Annotated in this window: 19 protein-coding genes and 2 tRNA genes; 13 read left to right on the top strand and 8 right to left on the bottom strand. The window is 65.3% G+C overall.

The window, feature by feature from the left end:
* Window positions 1-70 precede the first annotated feature (70 nt).
* A complete protein-coding gene (locus ACWFRF_RS03210) occupies window positions 71-475 on the top strand; it encodes a helix-turn-helix domain-containing protein (protein WP_378992752.1) in 405 nt (134 codons plus the stop codon).
* A gap of 1 nt (window position 476) precedes the next feature.
* On the opposite strand, the gene ACWFRF_RS03205 is transcribed toward ACWFRF_RS03210, so the two are convergent.
* From ACWFRF_RS03205 to ACWFRF_RS03195, 3 genes are all read right to left on the bottom strand, one after another.
* Window positions 477-1,529: a fused (3R)-hydroxyacyl-ACP dehydratase subunits HadA/HadB gene (locus ACWFRF_RS03205; RefSeq protein ID WP_452448720.1), complete on the bottom strand. Its 1,053-nt coding sequence runs from the start codon at window positions 1,527-1,529 to the stop codon at window positions 477-479.
* Window positions 1,530-1,578: 49 nt separating this feature from the next.
* Window positions 1,579-2,070, bottom strand: a complete 492-nt coding sequence (locus ACWFRF_RS03200; RefSeq protein ID WP_452448719.1) for a DinB family protein — start codon at window positions 2,068-2,070, stop codon at window positions 1,579-1,581.
* Between the two features lie 327 nt (window positions 2,071-2,397).
* A tRNA-Pro gene (locus ACWFRF_RS03195) sits at window positions 2,398-2,471 on the bottom strand.
* Window positions 2,472-3,656: 1,185 nt separating this feature from the next.
* Here ACWFRF_RS03195 and ACWFRF_RS03190 point away from each other — a divergent pair.
* Window positions 3,657-3,730: transfer RNA gene (locus ACWFRF_RS03190), tRNA-Pro, on the top strand.
* A gap of 438 nt (window positions 3,731-4,168) precedes the next feature.
* On the opposite strand, the gene ACWFRF_RS03185 is transcribed toward ACWFRF_RS03190, so the two are convergent.
* Window positions 4,169-4,306, bottom strand: a complete 138-nt coding sequence (locus ACWFRF_RS03185) for a hypothetical protein (RefSeq protein ID WP_449971194.1) — start codon at window positions 4,304-4,306, stop codon at window positions 4,169-4,171.
* An 898-nt stretch (window positions 4,307-5,204) separates the two neighbouring features.
* On the opposite strand from ACWFRF_RS03185, the gene ACWFRF_RS03180 reads away from it, so the two are divergent.
* Complete coding sequence (locus ACWFRF_RS03180; RefSeq protein ID WP_452448718.1) at window positions 5,205-5,870, top strand: XRE family transcriptional regulator; 666 nt, start codon at window positions 5,205-5,207, stop codon at window positions 5,868-5,870.
* A gap of 4 nt (window positions 5,871-5,874) precedes the next feature.
* The gene (locus tag ACWFRF_RS03175; protein WP_379316710.1) at window positions 5,875-6,345 is read left to right on the top strand and encodes an NUDIX hydrolase; all 471 of its coding nucleotides are present in this window, start codon (window positions 5,875-5,877) and stop codon (window positions 6,343-6,345) included.
* A gap of 424 nt (window positions 6,346-6,769) precedes the next feature.
* On the opposite strand, the gene ACWFRF_RS03170 is transcribed toward ACWFRF_RS03175, so the two are convergent.
* Window positions 6,770-7,372, bottom strand: coding sequence for a TetR/AcrR family transcriptional regulator (locus ACWFRF_RS03170; RefSeq protein ID WP_452448717.1), 603 nt, complete (start codon window positions 7,370-7,372; stop codon window positions 6,770-6,772).
* A gap of 118 nt (window positions 7,373-7,490) precedes the next feature.
* Between ACWFRF_RS03170 and ACWFRF_RS03165 the strand changes: the two genes are divergently transcribed.
* The 6 genes from ACWFRF_RS03165 (at window position 7,491) to ACWFRF_RS03140 (ending at window position 13,141) form a co-directional block, all read left to right on the top strand.
* Complete coding sequence (locus ACWFRF_RS03165; protein ID WP_378992761.1) at window positions 7,491-8,663, top strand: aromatic ring-hydroxylating oxygenase subunit alpha; 1,173 nt, start codon at window positions 7,491-7,493, stop codon at window positions 8,661-8,663.
* A gap of 410 nt (window positions 8,664-9,073) precedes the next feature.
* Window positions 9,074-9,553 carry an HIT family protein gene (locus tag ACWFRF_RS03160; protein WP_452448716.1) on the top strand — a complete coding sequence of 160 codons (480 nt, stop codon included), beginning with the start codon at window positions 9,074-9,076 and terminating at the stop codon, window positions 9,551-9,553.
* A 1,014-nt stretch (window positions 9,554-10,567) separates the two neighbouring features.
* Window positions 10,568-11,032, top strand: coding sequence for a hypothetical protein (locus tag ACWFRF_RS03155; RefSeq protein WP_452448715.1), 465 nt, complete (start codon window positions 10,568-10,570; stop codon window positions 11,030-11,032).
* On the top strand, window positions 11,029-11,337 hold the full coding sequence (locus ACWFRF_RS03150; protein WP_452448714.1) for a transcriptional regulator: 309 nt from the start codon (window positions 11,029-11,031) through the stop codon (window positions 11,335-11,337). Before ACWFRF_RS03155 ends, ACWFRF_RS03150 begins: the two co-directional genes overlap by 4 nt.
* Before the next feature lie 532 nt (window positions 11,338-11,869).
* Window positions 11,870-12,505: a TetR/AcrR family transcriptional regulator gene (locus ACWFRF_RS03145; protein WP_452448713.1), complete on the top strand. Its 636-nt coding sequence runs from the start codon at window positions 11,870-11,872 to the stop codon at window positions 12,503-12,505.
* Window positions 12,506-12,697: 192 nt separating this feature from the next.
* Window positions 12,698-13,141 (top strand): hypothetical protein, encoded by a 444-nt coding sequence (locus ACWFRF_RS03140; RefSeq protein ID WP_452448712.1) that lies wholly within the window; start codon window positions 12,698-12,700, stop codon window positions 13,139-13,141.
* Between the two features lie 110 nt (window positions 13,142-13,251).
* Here the strand turns inward: ACWFRF_RS03140 and ACWFRF_RS03135 are convergent, their stop codons facing one another.
* The gene (locus ACWFRF_RS03135) at window positions 13,252-14,043 is read right to left on the bottom strand and encodes a hypothetical protein (protein WP_452448711.1); all 792 of its coding nucleotides are present in this window, start codon (window positions 14,041-14,043) and stop codon (window positions 13,252-13,254) included.
* Window positions 14,044-14,215: 172 nt separating this feature from the next.
* Between ACWFRF_RS03135 and ACWFRF_RS03130 the strand changes: the two genes are divergently transcribed.
* Entirely contained in the window at window positions 14,216-15,094 is an 879-nt protein-coding gene (locus ACWFRF_RS03130; RefSeq protein WP_452448710.1) for a hypothetical protein, read from the top strand.
* 76 nt (window positions 15,095-15,170) lie between these two features.
* Window positions 15,171-15,797: a TetR/AcrR family transcriptional regulator gene (locus ACWFRF_RS03125; protein WP_378992807.1), complete on the top strand. Its 627-nt coding sequence runs from the start codon at window positions 15,171-15,173 to the stop codon at window positions 15,795-15,797.
* Between the two features lie 77 nt (window positions 15,798-15,874).
* Here ACWFRF_RS03125 and ACWFRF_RS03120 read toward each other — a convergent pair whose 3' ends face one another.
* Window positions 15,875-16,528 carry a CoA transferase subunit B gene (locus ACWFRF_RS03120; protein ID WP_452448709.1) on the bottom strand — a complete coding sequence of 218 codons (654 nt, stop codon included), beginning with the start codon at window positions 16,526-16,528 and terminating at the stop codon, window positions 15,875-15,877.
* Entirely contained in the window at window positions 16,525-17,271 is a 747-nt protein-coding gene (locus ACWFRF_RS03115; protein ID WP_452448836.1) for a CoA transferase subunit A, read from the bottom strand. Before ACWFRF_RS03115 ends, ACWFRF_RS03120 begins: the two co-directional genes overlap by 4 nt.
* Window positions 17,272-17,525: 254 nt before the next feature.
* On the opposite strand from ACWFRF_RS03115, the gene ACWFRF_RS03110 reads away from it, so the two are divergent.
* Window positions 17,526-18,305: an IclR family transcriptional regulator gene (locus ACWFRF_RS03110; RefSeq protein ID WP_379311993.1), complete on the top strand. Its 780-nt coding sequence runs from the start codon at window positions 17,526-17,528 to the stop codon at window positions 18,303-18,305.
* Window positions 18,306-18,313 lie beyond the last annotated feature (8 nt).

Here is an 18,313-nt window from a genome sequence, read left to right as displayed (position 1 = left end):
GGACTATTGCCGGGAACACAGTCCGCGTCTCATGATGGTCTTCTGACCAACTTGATGCCGAGGAACTGCTGTGACGCACTTCGCTGCCCGCCTCAACGAACTCTTCGACAACCCCTCGGGTCCGGACGTGCGTCAGTGCACAAACCGTCAAGTGGCGCGCATGCTCCAGGCTGCCGGTCACAGTATTTCCGCACCGTATCTGTCCCAGCTACGGTCCGGGAATCGCGAGAATCCCTCGGCGAAAACTGTTTCGGCGCTGGCGGAGTACTTCCAGGTCACGCCCGATTACTTCTTCCTCACCCCGCATCACGGCGTCGACGATCACACACTCATCCGAGCCCTCGAACTCGAGGAACCGCGCGCCCTGCTGCTGCGTGCTGTCGGCTTGTCGAGTGAGGCCATGGACATCCTCGTCGCGATGGCCGAGCGTCTCCGCGTCAGTGACAGATTGCTCGCCATTTGCCTCGACGATTGACCTAGCGGTCCGCGCACTGGATCACCGCAACCGCTCGTCCGAAGATCTTCCTGCCGTCCTGTGTGGCGGTGACCGCGATCGTCGCGGTCTTGCGGTCTGCGTCGACCGCCTTCACTCTGCCGGTGTATTCGACGATCGCTCCGCTGTCGCAGACATAGACCGGGCTGGTCAATCGCACCGCGTATTCGGTCACCACACCGGGACCGCCCGCCCATGAGGTCACGTACCCTGCGCCGATCCCGATCATCAGCATGCCCTGTGCGACAGGCGATTCCAGATTCACCGACGCTGCCGCCTCCTTGCTCCAGTGGATGGGGTTCGGGTCGCCGGCCACGCCCGCGTAGTTGACCAGGTCACCCAGCGTCACAGCCACGATCCTGGGCGGGAGCTCGTCGCCGACAGCGACGGTGCTGAACGGCACCATATTCCGGCCCGGGTCCGCGGTCGGTGCCGGGCGCGGTGGCGCGGCACGGTCGGGTGTGTGGTGTTGTCGCGGAATCGAGGAGCCATGACGGAAGTTCTGCATCAGCAGTCGGTCGCATATTCGCGCGGCGGCGAGGTTCATTTCCCGCCGGCCGACGAATGACGTGCGGATGGTGACGACTTCCTTGCCGTACTGGTCGGTGACCGCACACTTGAATCCGAACATGTCGCCCCCGAACGCTTTACGGCGCGATTCGAGTCCGACCTCGAAGCGCAACGAATCGCCCGCGAGGATCGGCCTGTTGACGATGAGGCCGTGGTCGGTCTGCATGATCTGGCTCAGGTCATAACCTTCGGCCACGCGATCGAACATCTCGATCTGGGCCAGAAACGCGGGGATCGAGACGAAGGTCAACGGCGCGACCAGGCCACCGTAACCGTGGTCTTCAGCCGCTCGCTCGCAGCGGTGAGCGGGATGATCATCCTGAACCGCACGGGCGAACTCCCGGATCTTCTCGCGCCCGACGACATAGCAGTCGCCGGTTCGATAGGACTGCCCGACCGTCGTCGCGGAGGCGACCGAATCGGCGGGTGAATCGAGCAACCTGGAGTCGTCTGGAGTTGTCCGCACACTCAGCAAAGTAACCAATAGTTAGCCTGGCGAGCGATATTTGCTGTTCTCAGAGTGTCGCGGTCTGATCGATCTGCTCGCGCAAGATGTCGCCGTGCCCTGCGTGGCGGGCGAATTCCTCGATCATGGCGAGCAGAGTCCACCGCATGCTGACAGTCCCCTCACGGGGATTGTGCTTGGTGTCGTCCAGGTCGAACCGGGCGGCGATCGCCCGTGATCGGCTGCTCGCACGCTCGAACTCCGCGATGACATCGGCCAGCGACTCGTCGTCGGCCACAGCGAACGTGCCCTCGTCGCGTTTCGAGTACCCGTCGCATTCGGCTTCGTCGAGCCCCGCCCAGAACCGCTGGAACCAGATCCGCTCCGCGGCGGCGGCATGTTTGATCAAGGAAATCGGTGTCGTTAGCGACGCGACAAGCCGTCGCCGAGCGTCGGCATCGGACAACCCGCATGCGGTCGCGATGAGCGCTTCACGGTTGCGATCGAGTGTGTTCTCGATGATCGTTCGCTCGGCGCCGGTGGTAATTATGTTGGTAACCATGGACTTTCACTCCATTCTCTTGCCGATCGAAGGCTCGGGGGTGTCTGGCAGTCGGCAGGGCACGGCTCGGTGGGCTCAACACGGCCAGTGACGGAGGCGAACCAGGGGAGGGGAAATCTGATGTGTTTCGTCGCGGAACGCGCGCTGACCAAGGCGATGCGGGTCGATCTTCACCGCAGCCGATACCGGTCGAGCGCCGAAGAGCTCGACGCCGCCTGCCGTCAGTCTGTCATGTCACTGGGGTTTCTGTGCGATTCGGCCAAACCACATCAAATCTCGGGACACAAGAAAACCCCCTCCGACCCAGGTCAGAGGGGGTTTTCACTGTCGGGCTGACAGGATTTGAACCTGCGACCACCTGACCCCCAGTCAGGTGCGCTACCAAGCTGCGCCACAGCCCGTTCTTGCCCCCGTCTCCGGGTGCTCGAAAAGATTACCTCACCTCTTGGTGAAGGTACTAATCGGCTGGTAGGGGCACCTTTTTGTCGATCCGGAAGAGTGTCGGCGTCTTGCGCCGAAGCCCACAACCGCGCCGAGTTCGTAGGGATCCCATAGAAGTCTGTGCGTGTCAGGAGCCCGACCTTGCCAGAGCGTTCATGGCTTGTGCGCGCGAGTCGGTTCGTGTGGCCCTCGGACGTGACGTGCGCCCGTTCGGCGCATTCTCGCGGCGGTCACGCCTCCGCCTGTGCACCGTGTTTCCTGGGCGTGGCTGTTGCCGCAAACTGCCCGCAGGCCATGGGCGTTCATCTGTCTATGGTGACAAGCAGGTGCGGTGTGCCGTCAGCGCACGCGGACCTTGGAGGTGGTGGGCCGGCAAGCGGCCAGCATGAGCATCAGCTGTTGGGCGAGATCGCGTGGTCGAGTTACCGCGAACGGCACGCGCGTCGATTCGGAATGGGCGCCGTCGATTTCGTGCCTGATCAGCCAACTATCTGACGCTTGCCGGCCCGGGAGTGGAGACGGCTGGCCGTGTTGGTGGTTTGTGGGTTCGGCAGTCGATGCTTCCGTCAGCTCGGTCGTGGCGGGTGCCGTGTCGGTTTGCCGTGGGGCCGTTGCCGCGATCGTATGATGACCCGACTTACTCACTTGTCCCGTCCATCGTTGGAGAGACCTGAATGTCAAACATGAAGTGGCGCGTGTTCGGTACGTCGGTGCTGATAGCGAGTGCCACGGCCATGATCTCGTCAGGGCCTGCGATGGCGGAGCCGCAGGGCTGCACACTGGACCGATCGTGGGGCGGAGCGAGTGCCCATTGTGGAGGCGATGGGACCTATATTCTGGAGGTCGACTGTTTCGGCGTGAGCGTGTCCGGTGGGCAGCCGTTCGGGCCGTACTACAAGTCAGTCGTCGGTCATACAGATCCGACTTTGGACCCGATCTTCACCTACCCGCAGCGGAACTGCATGAACCCTTTGACGCTCGGGCAGGTCGGTATTGCTACCGATGCGCGTATTACGTTGGTGCCCACTCGGCCCGCTCCGTCGAACGCTTACGAATAGTGATCAGCGTGGAACCTGGGTTTGCGTCACAACGTTTCGGCGTTCACAGAGGTAATCTTTTCGAGCACCCGGAGACGGGGGCAAGAACGGGCTGTGGCGCAGCTTGGTAGCGCACCTGACTGGGGGTCAGGTGGTCGCAGGTTCAAATCCTGTCAGCCCGACAGTGAAAACCCCCTCTGACCTCGGTCGGAGGGGGTTTCTTGTGTCCCGAGATTTGACGTGGTTTGGCCAAATCCCACAGAAACCCCACGTTTTGAACCTGAACGACTGTCCAGTCGTCTCGCGGGGCCGCTCAATCGGGGTCGCCGGAGAGGCGGTCGATGTGGTCGGTCGACGTGGCTGTCGCGGCTTTTATCCAACGACTGACCGCGCGCCGAGCTTCAGGGGATCGCCTCCTCCGGAGGAGAGAACGGACCACTGGATCGAGGGGAGTTGACACCGCAGCGCGGACCTCTTCGATGTGCGTTACTCGGATTGGGGGAGCACGGTGCATGGCGACCTTTTCAGACCGGCCGGACGATGGAGATGCCGGTCTGCGTCGTCGCACAGGAGATCAATGAACAACCCATTCGAATCAACAAACGGTGGCGCGTGCCAGCTCAGTCTTGAGTCCACTCACCGCCGGAGTACTCGGCGCGCAGATTCGCCCGCAGCTCGGCCTGCTCAGTCTCCCGCTCGGCGGCCAGCGGTGCGATCTGCATCGTGTAGTCGTCCTGGTCCTGCTCCGACCAGCTCATGCGACAATCAAGTGCTACTCCGGCGTGAGCTCTTCCGCCCAGCGGCGGCACTCCTCCAACGAGAACCCCGCACGGCGTCCCACAGGGTCAACGCCGTCGCGGTCGCGGGTCAGCCACCAGAACCCTTTCCGGAAGGTCGCGAACATCCCGTTGCCCACGGGGTGCGGGCCAACCGTGGCGGCCCACTGGCGGCACTCGTCTATGGTGGCGGCCAGGTATCGGCCTATCGGTTCCTTACCCTCGCGATCTGAGGTCACCCGCCACCAGCCGTGATACCGGTTCGCCCACATGCCATTTGCGAGGATGACCGGCCCAATTATGTCGACGAGCTCGGCCAGGCCAAGGCTGCGACAACATCCGCGTCCAGGGCCGCCAACTCCTGTGCTGTGCGATCATCGGTCACATCGACCCGTTCGCCGGTCGCGGAACGATACGACCCGCCGTGACGAGCAGTTCCCACGCCGCGGCCTTCCGCGCGCATTGCCACCGTTCACACGTCCGATGGTTTTGCATCACCGTGTGGGCTTGATCGTCTGTCAGCGGTCCGGCTGGTGCGGAGTGATCGAGCACCGGCGAGGGCCTGCCTTGTTGTTCGGCCTCTTGCGCCAGGCGGGCGATGATGTCCCACACCGTCGGCTGTTTCGGCACGGCCGTTGTCTGCCCCCACATGGTGGCCCTCTCTCTCAAGGGTTGGTGTCCCCCCGCCGCCGGGGATGAGGGTCACCCGGCGGCGCGGCTGAATTCAGCGTCCGCTGATCGGCGGGACGACGAAACCTCCTATGTTTCCCACTTTGGGACGTCCTACTGGGTGTACAACGTCCCTATGTCGAATGAGCGGTTGCGCGCCGCGATAGCCGCGCGCGGATGGACACACGCGAGGCTGGCTGAGGCGACGAGTGTGGATCCGAAATCGGTTGAACGCTGGGTGAACCTCGGTCGAGTTCCTCGGCGGCGCACAGCGATCCAGGCCGCCGAGTGTTTGGGCGAGGACGTCCACGCCCTGTGGCCTGCCCTGCGGCAGGCTCGCACGGCGCGTGCTGTGAGCACCGAACTCGTTGCCCTCTACGACCGGAGAGCAGATGTGTCGGCGTCGATGTTCGTCAACCTGCTCGCGCCGGCGCGAGACCACATCGACATCCTGGTCTATGCGGCGGTCTTCCTCCATGAGGCGTATCCGCGGCTCAACGATCTGTTGACCGAGCGCGCCGAAGCGGGTTGCGCGATACGGATTGCGGTAGGTGACGCCGACAGCGTCAACGTCCAACAACGTGGCATGGAAGAGAGATTCGGGCACGGCATCGAATCGCGCTGTCGTCTGGCCTTGATGCATTACCGGGCGTTGGAAGCAACGCCAGGCATCGAGCTGCGGACCCACGCAACGACCCTCTACAACAGCATCTTCCGCGCCGATGACGAAATGTATGTCAATGCCCACGTGTGGGGCGTGAACGCATACGGTGCACCCGTCTGGCATCTGCGCCGTACCGTCGACGGTGGCCTGTTCGACACCTACACCGACAGTTTCAACGCGGTCTGGCAAACCGGCCGACCGGTGAAAGACTGAGCCGATGGCGCGTACCGAATACTATGACGACCCAGCCGCACCGGAGCCGAACAGCCTTGTGGTCGCGGCGTCCGCAGTGGTGTGCGACGACGTCGGCCGCGTCCTGCTGCAACGCCGCACCGACAGCGGTCTGTGGGCGTTGCCCGGTGGCGGCATGGAGATGACCGACAGTCTGCCCGGCTGCGCGGTCCGAGAGGTCAAGGAAGAAACCGGACTCGACATCGAAATCACCGGTCTCGTCGGTACTTACACCGATCCGCGTCACGTGATCGTCTACAGCGACGGTGAGGTCCGGCGCCAGTTCAACGTGTGCTTCCTGGCTCGTATCATCGGCGGTGACCTTGCGATCTCCGATGAGTCCACAGAGCTGCGGTTCGTCGCCCCCTCCGAACTGGACAGCCTCGACATGCACCACACGCAGCGGCTCAGACTGACCCATTATCTCGCGGGGCGAAGCGCGCCATATCTCGGCTGACGATTCGGCGACAACCGCGCGTGAGTGCGCCAGATGGCCGAGCGCATTGCTCGCGACGGTAGAAGCTGCGCGTGTCAGCTGCCCGACCTCGCCGCCCGTGAAAGGTGGCCGGTGCGCGCGGGTCAGTTCGTGCGGCACTCGGACGTGATACGCGCCCGTTCGGCACATTTTTCGAGGTGGTCGATCGCTGTGTCCAGTAGCCGATTTCCAACCACTGATAAGTGGGTCTAATCGGCGGCCGGCACGAGTGGTGGGACACCACCGCAACCTGGAAACAATGGGCACTGAGGTCGCCACTCCCTGAGCGACGTCCGCTATGCACGGGTGGCGGTGCGACGGGTCGTGCGCTTGTGGCGAGACGACCGGCTGACGTCATGGCGCGGCCGATACAGCGGGCGTAGGAAACTTGCCGTTCGTTGTGGGCTCAGCGTCGGAGGGCGCGGAGTGCGGGGGCGACCCAGGTTGTGAGGTAGGCGCGCAGTTGCGAACCTTGCCGCGGCGGCCGACCGGGGTCGATGACGAAGGACTGCACGATCCGCAGCATGTGCTCCACGAGTTCATCGAGACGAGCGGCATCGATCCCCGCGCGGCCCCAATCGACAGCGAAGCGTTCGAGAATGGAGCGGCCGAAGGTCAACGCGGTATCGGAGGTGACACCGGGGGAGAATGCGCCCGCGCGGCCAGGGGTCAACAGCAAGCCGAGATACCGGTCGGTGGAGAGGCGTTCGAGGGTGTATGCGATCCCTTCGACCACGGCCTCGGCGGGATCGGTGAGATGGTCCAGATGCTCGGCGAGGACATCGAGAAATCGACCCGTTTCCGTCAGGGCCGTGGCGGTCAGCAAAGCGTCGGCATTGGCGAAATACCGGTACACGGTTTGACGGGTGACGCCGAGGTCGCGGGCGATCTCGGCCATGGTGAAATCCCCGCCGCTGCGTTCGATGGCCACACGGGCGGCGCCGATGATGCGCGCGATGGCTTCGGTGTCATCGGCGGGAGTGGTCCCCGACCAGCCGTGCGTGCGCATCGATTCCTTCCGGGCCGGTGATCGTGTTCTGCCGACCCTATCGTCTGCGCCGAGGTCGACGAGCGTCCCGTTCCGTCGAAATTGACCATACAGTTGGCTAGATATGTATGGTCAACTCATGACCACTCAGATCGAACCCGGCGCCGCCGGGCTGACCGAGGACCTGACCCGCCGCGCCTTGGGGTTGGTGCTCGACCACACCACCGATATGGCGCCCGCTCCGCTGCGAGTGCCGCTGCACTACTACAGCGACCCGAAAATCGCCGAGGTCGAGCAGACCCAGATCCTGCGCCGCACACCGCTGATGATCGTGCCCTCGGCGCGCATCCCCGCACCGAACGACTACGTGGTGCGCACCGTGCTCGAAGATTCACTGTTGGTCACCCGCGACCGTGATGGCACCGCGCATGTGTTCCTGAACTACTGCCGCCACCGCGGCGCGCAACCGGCATGCGGCTCGGGCAACGCCACCCGCTTCACCTGCCCCTATCACGCCTGGACCTACCGCAACACCGGCGAACTGGCCGGGGTGCCCGGTAAAGAGGGCTTCACCGGCATGGACCGCGCCGGCTACGGATTGGTCGAGCTACCCAGTCAAGAACGCCACGGGTTCATCTGGGCAGTGCTCTCTGCCGAGGGCTCGATCGACATCGACGCCCACCTCGGCGCGATGGGACCTGAACTGGCGCAGCTGAACTACGCTTCCTACGGCTACCACGACGAGCGGGAATTCACGTCCGAAGTCAGCTGGAAGGGCGCACTCGAGGCTTTCGCCGAGAGCTACCACTTTCCCTTCGTGCACGGCCAGAGCGTGATCGGCCAGAACACTGTGGCCAACACCTCCACCCACGACGCCTTCGGCCGCCATCACCGTATGGGATTCCCGTTCAACTGGATCACCGCGCTCGAGGCCGATCCGAGCGGATCCTGGGACCCGCTGATGAACATGGGCGTCATCTACTGGATCTACCCGAACCTGGTGCTGGCCAACAGCCCTGTCGGTGTCGAGATCCTCGACATGCTGCCTGCCGGCGCCCCGACCCGCTGTACCGTCCGCCACAGCTGGATGGCCAAGATCCCCGCCACCACCGACGAGCAACGCGCCGTCTACGACGACATCTACGCCCAAGTCCATGCCGCGGTCCGCGACGAGGACTTCGCCATGCTGCCCCAATGCGGCGAAGGAGTTCGCCGAGGCCAGCACGATCACATGATCATCGGCCGCAACGAAATCGGCGTCCAGCACATGATCAGAACCCTCGCCGCCGAACTCGGCATCGCACTGGACTAACGGCGAGACAGGAACGCCGATGACCACCCAAACCCACCCCGGCCTGTCAGAGGCTCATCCGGGCTCCGCGGCGGGCGAGGCGCTGGCCGAGGCTGTGCGCGCTGCGGCTTGGCGTGACGGTCGTCGGTATCGAGCGTGACATGGTGCGCCGGGCGGCACTGGCGAGCTCGGGCCGGTCGCGATAGGCCGAAGGTAGGCGGCGATGCCGGGCTCCGCCCTATCGAGGCCCGGGCATGCATGTCGTGGTCGGCTAGCCGAGGCGGAATCCGGCTCGTTTCGAGTTGCCCGGACGGCTGAGGTCTTTCGGGAGTTCGCCGAAGAACTCGGAGTCGACTCGTGGCCGATGTGTCTTGACGGTCAGGACGACTGCACGATGAGCGCCTGCGCTGAGTCGAGAGTCCAACGCGTGCATGCGTATCAGCGACCGGAGCAGCGGTATTGTCGCCGGCATGTGGGGGTGCGTGATCTGCGACAAACACAACGGGTCCGGGCCACTGGTGAGCCCGGTGATCCATATCGACGACTTCGTGGTGGTCACCCACCGGCCCGCCCATGGCGAGTGGGTCCGGCCGGGCTATCTGTTCGTCGAGCCTCGTCGTCACGTTGCGAGCCTCGATCTGCTGGATGACGCTGAGACGGTCGCGTTCGCTCGCGCTGTCCGCTCATCGATCGGCGCCCTGCGCCAGGTTCTCGAACCCGCCCACGTCTTCACGTTCGTCGCGGGACTGAGCGCGGCCGGTGTTCACCTTCACCAGCACATTTTCACCCGACCTGTCGGTACTGGACGAGATGTACCGTGGCACAACGTCGATTCTCCGGACGCGCCTCAAATCCCTGCCTCCGGACTGGATGCGCTCTGTGTAGAGCTGGCTGCGGCGGTGCGGGGCTAGGGGCGTACCCGAGGCCGGACGCAGCGCCCGCCGAACCTGTGTATCGCTTTGCGGGCGGCGCGATTCGAAGTGGAGACGCTCACTTCTGGTCTGAGGTATCAGACTACGAGCACCGAGGCTCAGCATGTATCGACCAATCGGGCGTGAGCCCGAGGCGTTCTCCTCCGGCGACGGATCGATCAGTCAGTTGCCGTCGGGCCCGGCTATGGCGGAGCCGACGGGTTTTCCGTGAGCGATGAGTTCAGCGCGGAGCGGGAAGGCGGTGGGCTTGCACCGCTCGAGGTACTGGATGGCCGACTCGTGCAATGTAGGCATGTGCACGAGGCCATGGGTCGTGAGCGAACTCGGCCCGGGTGTGATGCCAGTGCCTTGCGCATAGTTCGTCGAAGCTCATAGGTATCGGATTCGGCTGGTACTCGGCGTCGGGTTCGGCGGCGCGAGAGGCGCGAAGCAGTTCCTGCTCTGGTGTCCATCCGCAATGATCGAAAGCCCATGTGCCGTCCGATGCATACACGTGGCTCGGGTTATCAGCGCCGCTTGGCCACAGTCCGACCGGCCAGAACTTGCTGGTATGGATCTCCAGAAATGCGTAGGTGAGGATGTGGCACGCGCCGGCAGCGAAGAATGCCTGATCGTCTCGGTTCCACGACAGGTGTTGATCGGCTCGCTCCAGTGGGCTCCGCCGGAACACCGAGCACGGGACATACACGCCGCCAGTCTATTCCGCCGCTGCCAGCCGCTTCTCCGGTTCTCGATTCGAAACGGGTGATGACAACGAGCGTCGTATGTGACAGACGAGACCTGTCGTCACCGTTCTCCCGTTCGGCAATTACATTGCCGGACAGCGTGTTCGACCCGGAGAAGGACGCCGCCCGGCCGCTGCTTCGACTCGGCGGCAACCGATGTCGACTACCGCTGTGCGCTGAGTGTCGATATCGGAGGAAGCGCTGGCCTCTTGACTTTCCTGGTGGGAAAGTGGATCCTGGACTTTCCAGCTAGGAAAGTGAGACCACCATGGAGAACATCGCTCCGGACCAGGCACGAGCCGCGCTGGCGGCGATCGAACACGCGCGCCGCCGAGTGGCCGAGGAGGTCGGGCTGCCACGCGGGTACTGGTGGGCAATGGCCGCCGGGTGGGTCGTGCTCGGTGTGATCGGTGACCTCGGGCCATCATGGCTGATCATCGCCGCGACGCTGATCTTCGGTGCTGGGCACTCGTTCGTCGCCTCGCGGTTGCTCGGCGGGCGTCGGCGGACCGACCAGGTGCATGTGAGCGCGGCCGTGGCCGGACGCCGCACCCCGATTGTGGTTGTGGGCATGCTGTTCGCGCTCGTCGGCCTCACCATCGGCGTGGCGATGGCCCTGAACGCGGACGGTGACCGTAACCCTGGAATCTGGGCCGGAGTGCTGGTTGCCGCGATCATCGGCTTCGGCGGTCCGGAAATCCTTCGCGTCCTGCGGCATTGGTTCCGCGCGTGACGCAGGCCCGTTTCGACGAACTCATCCATCCCAGCACCAGGCTCTCGCTGGTCGCGACGCTCGCAGCCGCCGACTGGGCGGAGTTCGCCTTCCTCAAAGATCGCCTGGGGCTGTCGGATTCGGCCCTGTCCAAGCAGCTCGCGACCCTCGAGGCGGCCGGTTATGTCACCACCGAACGCCGGCTGGACGGCAGCCGCCGCAAAGTCCGCGCGCACCTGACCGAGCGTGGACGGGACGCCTTCGCCGGCCATATCGCCGCCCTGCAGGAAATCGTCGCCGCCGCGACACCGGCCACACCGTCCTGATCCGACGGATCTGACCTCGCAGGCCCCAGGTCCTCGCGTTCTGGCACTGTTTCGTCGGGCAGTCTTCACACCGCTGTTCGCGCTGGTTCCGGTATCGAGCCCTCCATCGAAACGGCCCTAGGCTTCGCCGGTCGCGGCACGATACGACCCGCCGCGACGAGCACTTCCCACGCGGCCTTCCGTGCGCATTGCCACCGCCCGCACGTCCGATGATTTTGCATCACCGTGTGCGCCTGATCGTCTGTCAGCGGCCCGGCCGGTGCGGAGCGTTCGAGCACCGGCGAGGGCCTGCCTTGCTGGTCGGCCTCTTGCGGGCAAGACGTCCACGCCCTGTGGCCTGCCCTACGGCAGGCTCGCACGGCGCGGGCCGCACGGCATGTGCGGATACAACACCGGTCAGCGCACGTTGAAGGCGCTGTAAGTCCGACGTGATCACATTCGTTGTGGTCGCCGATCATCAAGCCGGTGAGCACAAACGACCTTTTGCACACCTTTGCGCAGGTGTGGGATGGTGGTGGGTGAAAGGACGGACGTGACTGCGACGACGCACTCGACCACCGTCGGCCTCGGGCCGCGCGCACTGGCCAACCGGCGACGCATCGTCGCTGTGGCCGGGGACGAATTGTTGCGAAATCCCCTGGCGAGTATGGAAGACATCGCTGTTGCCGCGGGGATGGTTCGTCGCACCCTCTACGGTCATTTTCCCACCAGGGAAGCGCTGATCGACGGCATGCTCGACGAGGCCTTCGAACAGGTCGGTCGGGCACTCGACGGTATCGATACCGCGCAACCGCCCGCCCGGGCGACCGCGGATATGACGGTCGCGTTGTGGGCGGTCGGCGACGAGTTCCAGTTGCTGCTGCGCTTGGACGAAGCCGGGTCGAGGGCCCGGATGGCCGACCGGCTCGCGCCCGTCCGCGCCCGGCTGATCACGTTGATAGCGGCTGGTCAAGCTGACGGAACCTTCGCTGTTCACCTTCCACCCGCGGCGTTGGCCAGGGTACTCACGGCGCTGGTGCTCGAACTGCTGAACGCGCACAGCGATGGTGAATGGGTCGGTGCCGAAGCCGCGCGCGATGCTGCCGTGGCTTGCCTGATCGCGGTCGGCGTCGACCGTTCCGGTGCCGCGGAGATCGCCCGGTCCGCCGCTGAGGCCGCGCAGCACTGATCGCAGGTGCGCTCGTGGGGCGATCGCTCGTCGAGACATGTTGTCCCCGAACGGATCCAAGGTGTGCTTTCCGGCACGAACCCGGGTGGGTGTGAGTCCCTTCACGAGTTCTTGCACATCGGTGTGCAACGGACGTAGTTTCACAGGTACGTGCAATTGCACGAAGGTGTGAAAATGTCGAAGGAGCGGGATATGACCAGCCAGGTGGCAACTGTGCGCATGGCGTACGCGACCAAGACCTCCACCGGGGGCGCCCCCGTCGATGTGTCCTCGTGGACGCTGCGCGGTGTGGGCGCGATCCGCGTCCTGTACGGCCTCGTCCCGTTCACCGCGCTGATCCTGGGGACCGATGTCGGCACCGGAATGGCCGTCCCCGTCTTCGTCGTGGTCGGCCTGGTGTCCGTCCTGCTCGGCCTGGCCACCGTTGCGCTGACTCCCCGGCTGCTGGACCGCGACGACGCTGTCCTGGCCGCCGTCGGCGTCGACGCGATCCTCGTGGTCCTCGGCGTGGCCGCGCTCATGGTGGGCTGGGATCAGTTCACGATCGCCGCCGCCGTCGTCGTCCTCGGCGCGGTGGTGATCGGGGCGTTGTCCGCGGCGGTCGTCGCGATCGTCACGGCGGTGCGCGAAGCCTGATCCGCTGACGCGGTGCGAAGTGCACGAGCGGCGCCCCCGGAATTCCGGAGGCGCCGTTCGTGCCCACCGCTATCGGTGGGCCGGGGCATCGGCCTGTGCGTTCCTCGGTGTCAGGCGGTCGCCGCGACCGGGGCCGCGGCGATCATCCAGTTGCTGAACTCGTCGGCCAGGTGCCACTGGTGCTGGTGGATGAGCCGGTCGGGCAGATTGCCCGGGAACTGCACCGTCAGTAGGGCTTCGAGAGTGCCGTCGCGGTCGCGGAACTGGTGGCGGACGCCGCCGATGACCAGGCCGTCGTCGAGCAGGGCCTGGCCCGCCACCTGGATGGGGTAGTCGGGATCGACGGGGATGGTCAGCGCTTCGGTTCTGGTGTAGTCGACGAGGAACCGCGAGGCCGTGGGCGAGCCGCCGGTCGTTTCGACGACTTCCTGACGGCCGTCGGGCAAACCGCGCAACAGGTAGTGGTCCGGGGTGGCGGCCACCATGTCGACCTCGGCGTCGGTGATGGTCAGGTCGTTGAACCAGTCGGCGAATCGCTCTGCGGAGTAGTGGGGGACTTCGAGTCGGGTGACCGAGTACTTGGCTCGGCCCCGGCTGGTGGCGACCCCGATTCGTGCCATCCGGTCCGAGATCGCCAGATCGCGCTTGAGCATGGCGTAGATCCCCGCGTGACCCAGCTCGGTCTTCATGGCGGTGAGGGCCTCGCGCTGGACGTCGAGGGGCGCGTCGAGCGCCCTGCCGATCGTGAAATCGGGCAGGAGTTCGGCTACTCCGCGGTGTCCCAGGCGCGCGGCGAACCTCTTGAGCACCGCTTCGGCGCGCCGCGCTTCCCAGGCGCGCACCTGCTGGCGTGTGACGTTCTCTGCGCCGAGGAATGTTCGGATTTCGATGGGATCGTCCATGTCGACTACTCTCATTAAAGCTATTGAAACTTGCGTTAACACTGCCTTCCTGCGCCTGGAAACGCAAGTTCGTATGGCGTTAATTATGCGCAAACCGTTGACAACGTGACGGCGGTAACGGAAGCTGTGTTATCGCAAGTTGAGCTAGCTTTAAATCGAAGGGAATTGGTCAATGCTGACCAGAAGAAGTTTCATCGTCCGTACCGCCGGGGTGACGGCCGCCACCGCGGCGGTCGCCTATGCCGGTGCGGGAACCACTTTCGCCGACCCTGGTCCGTCGGCAGCCGGATTGCGGACATACATCGACGGCCGCTTGGTCGAGCAGGGCAGGGTCGTCGAGTGGGAACGACGGCGGCTCTCGGTCGCCGCGGCGCGGCTGCGCAAGGACTACGTCGGCCTGCTGACCGGTGAACTCGACTCACTGCTCGCCCGCTTCGCGATCGACGTCGACGACATACCCGCGGCCCGAGCGGTGCTGGCACAGGCTCGCGTGCTGATCGGCTCCAACGGATTGCGAGAGCTGCTCGCCGGTGAACTCGTCGCCTCCGAGGCCGCCACCCGTGCCACGCTCGCGGCCTCGGGTGGACGCTGGGCCGTGTCGACTGTCGAGATCGCCAGTGATCGTGGCACCGCCCAGGGCTTCATCGACACGTTCGACCGGGCGCGGGTGAGCAACGATCAGGCGTTCTGGACCGACGCCTGCCCGGACCACTACATCATCGCCACCATGCCCGACGGGCGGCAGGAGGTCGTCGAGGTGACCGGTGGGGCCATGCTCGCCAGCCGGTTCCTCGTCGAGTACACCGACCCGGCGAAGGTGGTGGTCGCCGCGGATCCGGCCTACCCGTTCGCGGTCGCCGGCGCGGCCAGGCTCGCCGACGGTGAACTCATCGGCGGGGTCTGCCATCAGTTCCGTGACGAACCCGGCGGTGGGTTCCGCAGTCAGCTGAAAGTCGCGTTTCCCGCGGCGGTGCCGGGTTTGTACATCAGCGAGCACCAGTGGCATCTCGCGACCGAATTCGGCAACTGGATCGAGGCATACCTGCGCTGACCCGGATGGGGCCGGACGCACCGGGCCCATCGATCGGCATTGGGCATACGGCACGGCCGTCGAGTAGAACTGGACCATGGATCAGAGTGGACTCGATGCCGACGAACAGTCGGTGACACCCCCGGCTCCGCGTAAGCGGACCGGGGGACGCTCGGCGCGGGTGCGCGACGCTGTTCTGACCGCGACCCTGGAGCAGGTGACCGAGCACGGCATCGAGGGGTTGACCATCGGTGACGTCGCGGCCCGCGCCGGTGTCGCCGAGACGACGATCTATCGCCGCTGGGGCACCCGGACGGCGTTGATCGCCGAGGCGGTCACCGAGCTCGCCGCCGTCGGGAATCCCGCGCCGGACACCGGCAACTTGCGATCGGATCTGGCGGTGCTGGCCGGACAGGTTTCCGACCTGATCTCGCGTCCGGGGATGGCGCGGCTGGTGGGCACCACCGTGGCGCTGTCGTCCGATCCGGAGGTCGACGCCGCGCGCCGCAAATTCTGGAACGATCGCTTCGAGCGCAGCTCCCAGGTGATCACGAACGCGGTGGCGCGCGGTGAACTCCCGGCATCGGTGAATCCGCGCGCTGTGCTCGAAACCCTTTCCGCACCACTGTATTTCAGGCTCTTGGTCGGAGAACAGGCGATCGACGACGTGTTCATCGCACGCTGCATCGACGACACCCTCGCCCTCCATGGCGAACGGACCTGAGGACAGTCACGCTTCGCGAACGGATCAAGTCGGTGTGAAGCCCGCACCCCCCTTCCGTGTGGGCTTCACACCGAATCTCATCGGGCGGGGGCGGTGGCGAGCGCGACCGTGAGATCTGCTCCGGTGGCGGCTCGAACGTCGGATTCGCTGACGCCCGGCGCCATTTCGACGAGTGCCAGCCCGTCGGGGCCGATGTCGAGCACGGCCATCTCGGTGATGATCCGGTGCACGCAACCCAACCCGGTCAGCGGCAGGGTGCACCGCTCGACGATCTTGGGTTCGCCGCCGCGGGAACGGTGTTCCATCATCACGATCACTCGTTTCGCGCCGTGGACCAGGTCCATCGCGCCACCCATGCCCTTGACCATCTTGCCCGGAATCATCCAGTTCGCCAGGTCACCGTGGGCGCTGACCTGCATCGCGCCCAGCACGGCGACGTCGACGCAGCCGCCGCGGATCATCCCGAAGGACTGCGACGAGTCGAAGTAGGAGGCACCGGGCAGGACGGTGATCGTCTCCTTGCCCGCGTTGATCAGCTCGGGATCGACTTCGTCCTCGGTCGGGTAGGGCCCGACGCCCAGGACGCCGTTCTCCGAATGCAGTACGACCGTGACATCCTCGGGCAGGTAGTTCGGCACCAACGTCGGCATCCCGATACCGAGGTTGACGTACTGGCCGTCACTGAGCTCGGCGGCCACCCGGGCCGCCAACTCCTGGCGTGTCCACGTCATGCGCGCACCGTCCTGTTCTCGATTCCGACCTCGACTGCGCCCACGTGCACCACACGCTGCACATGGATGCCGGGGGTGTGTACTTCGTCCGGGTCCAGTTCGCCCGGTTCCACCAGTTGCTCGACCTGGGCGATGGTGATCCGGCCCGCCGTGGCGGCAGGCGGATTGAAGTTGCGCGCGCTGCGCCGGTAGACGAGGTTGCCGTGACGGTCGCCCTTCCAGGCGTGGACCAGCGCGAAATCGGTGACGATCGCGTGTTCGAGCACATAGTGCACCCCGCCGAACACCCGCGTCTCCTTCGGGGGACTGGCCAGCGCGATCCCGCCGTCGCCGTCGTAGCGCAGCGGCAGGCCGCCGTCGGCGACCTGTGTACCGACACCCGCAGGGGTATAGAACGCCGGAATGCCCGCACCGCCCGCCCGCATCCGCTCGGCCAGGGTGCCCTGCGGCGTCAGTTCCACTTCGAGCTCGCCGGCGAGGAACTGACGTGCGAACTCCGCGTTCGACCCGACGTAGGAGCTGGTGGTGCGTCGAATCCGGCGTGCTTCGAGCAGCACGCCCAATCCGACGCCCGCCGTGCCGCAGTTGTTACTGACGACCTCGAGATCGGTGGCGCCGTGGGCGAATACGGCGTCGATGAGTACCTGCGGCACGCCGACTAGGCCGAATCCGCCGACCGCGAACGACGCGCCGTCCTGAATATCGGCGACGGCCTCGGCGGCCGTCGCAATGACTTTGTCCATCACACCAGCGATGCTAGCCGAGATGTTCGCAATGCGCACTCACGTTCGTATGGCGAACACTTGCGTAGGCTGGAGTTGTGGACGTAGCGTGTTCGCAATACGGACTTGTGTTCGCATCATGAACAAGCGTTCTTCGTGCATGCCGAGCCTCGTGCCGGGCCGTCGCGACGTAGCCTCGGGCCCGGCTCGGTGCACCGACGTTCGCCGCGGGGTGGACGCCATCGGGCCCAGTGGGAGAAGGAGTTACGGCAGCCATGACAGAACCGTCGCCGGATTACGTGCAGTCCCTCGCGCGCGGCCTCGCCGTCATTCGGGCCTTCGATGTGGAGCATCCACGGCGCACCCTCAGCGAGGTCGCCCAGGCCACCGATCTGACCCGGGCCACCGCCCGGCGTTTCCTGCTCACCCTGGTCGAGCTCGGCTATGTGCGCTCGGACGGAAACCAGTTCTGGCTCACGCCGCGCGTGCTCGAGCTCGGGTACAGCTTCTTGTCCAGCCTGAGCCTGCCCGATCTGGCGGGCCCGCACCTCGAGGCGCTGGCCGAGAAGGTTCGTGAGTCGACCTCGGTGTCGATTTTGGACGGCACCGACATCGTCTACGTGGCCCGTGTCCCCGTCAGCCGGATCATGACCGTGTCGATCAACATCGGGACCCGTTTCCCCGCCTACGCCACCTCGATGGGCCGGGTCCTGCTCGCCGACCTCGACACCGACGCGCTGGAGAACTACCTGGCGAAGGTCGACTTGACGCCCCTCACCGACATGACGGTCACCACGAAACGACAACTGCGCGCCGAGCTGGCCCAAGTCCGCGCAGATGGCTACTGCGTCGTCGACCAGGAACTCGAACACGGTCTGCGGTCGATGGCGGCGCCCGTGCGCGACCAGCACGGTGTGGTCGTCGCCGCGGTGAACATCTCCACCCAGGCCGCCCGATACACGCTCGGCGAGGTGCGCGACTCCCTGGTTCCCGCCCTGCTCGAGACCGGTGCCGCGATCGAGCGCGACCTCACCCGGATCCGATCCACCACCTGACACCTACG

The sequence above is a fragment of the Nocardia sp. NPDC055165 genome (assembly GCF_053606985.1).
The sequence above is the reverse complement of the archived record's forward strand: the minus strand, read 5'-3'. Positions and strand labels throughout refer to the sequence as shown.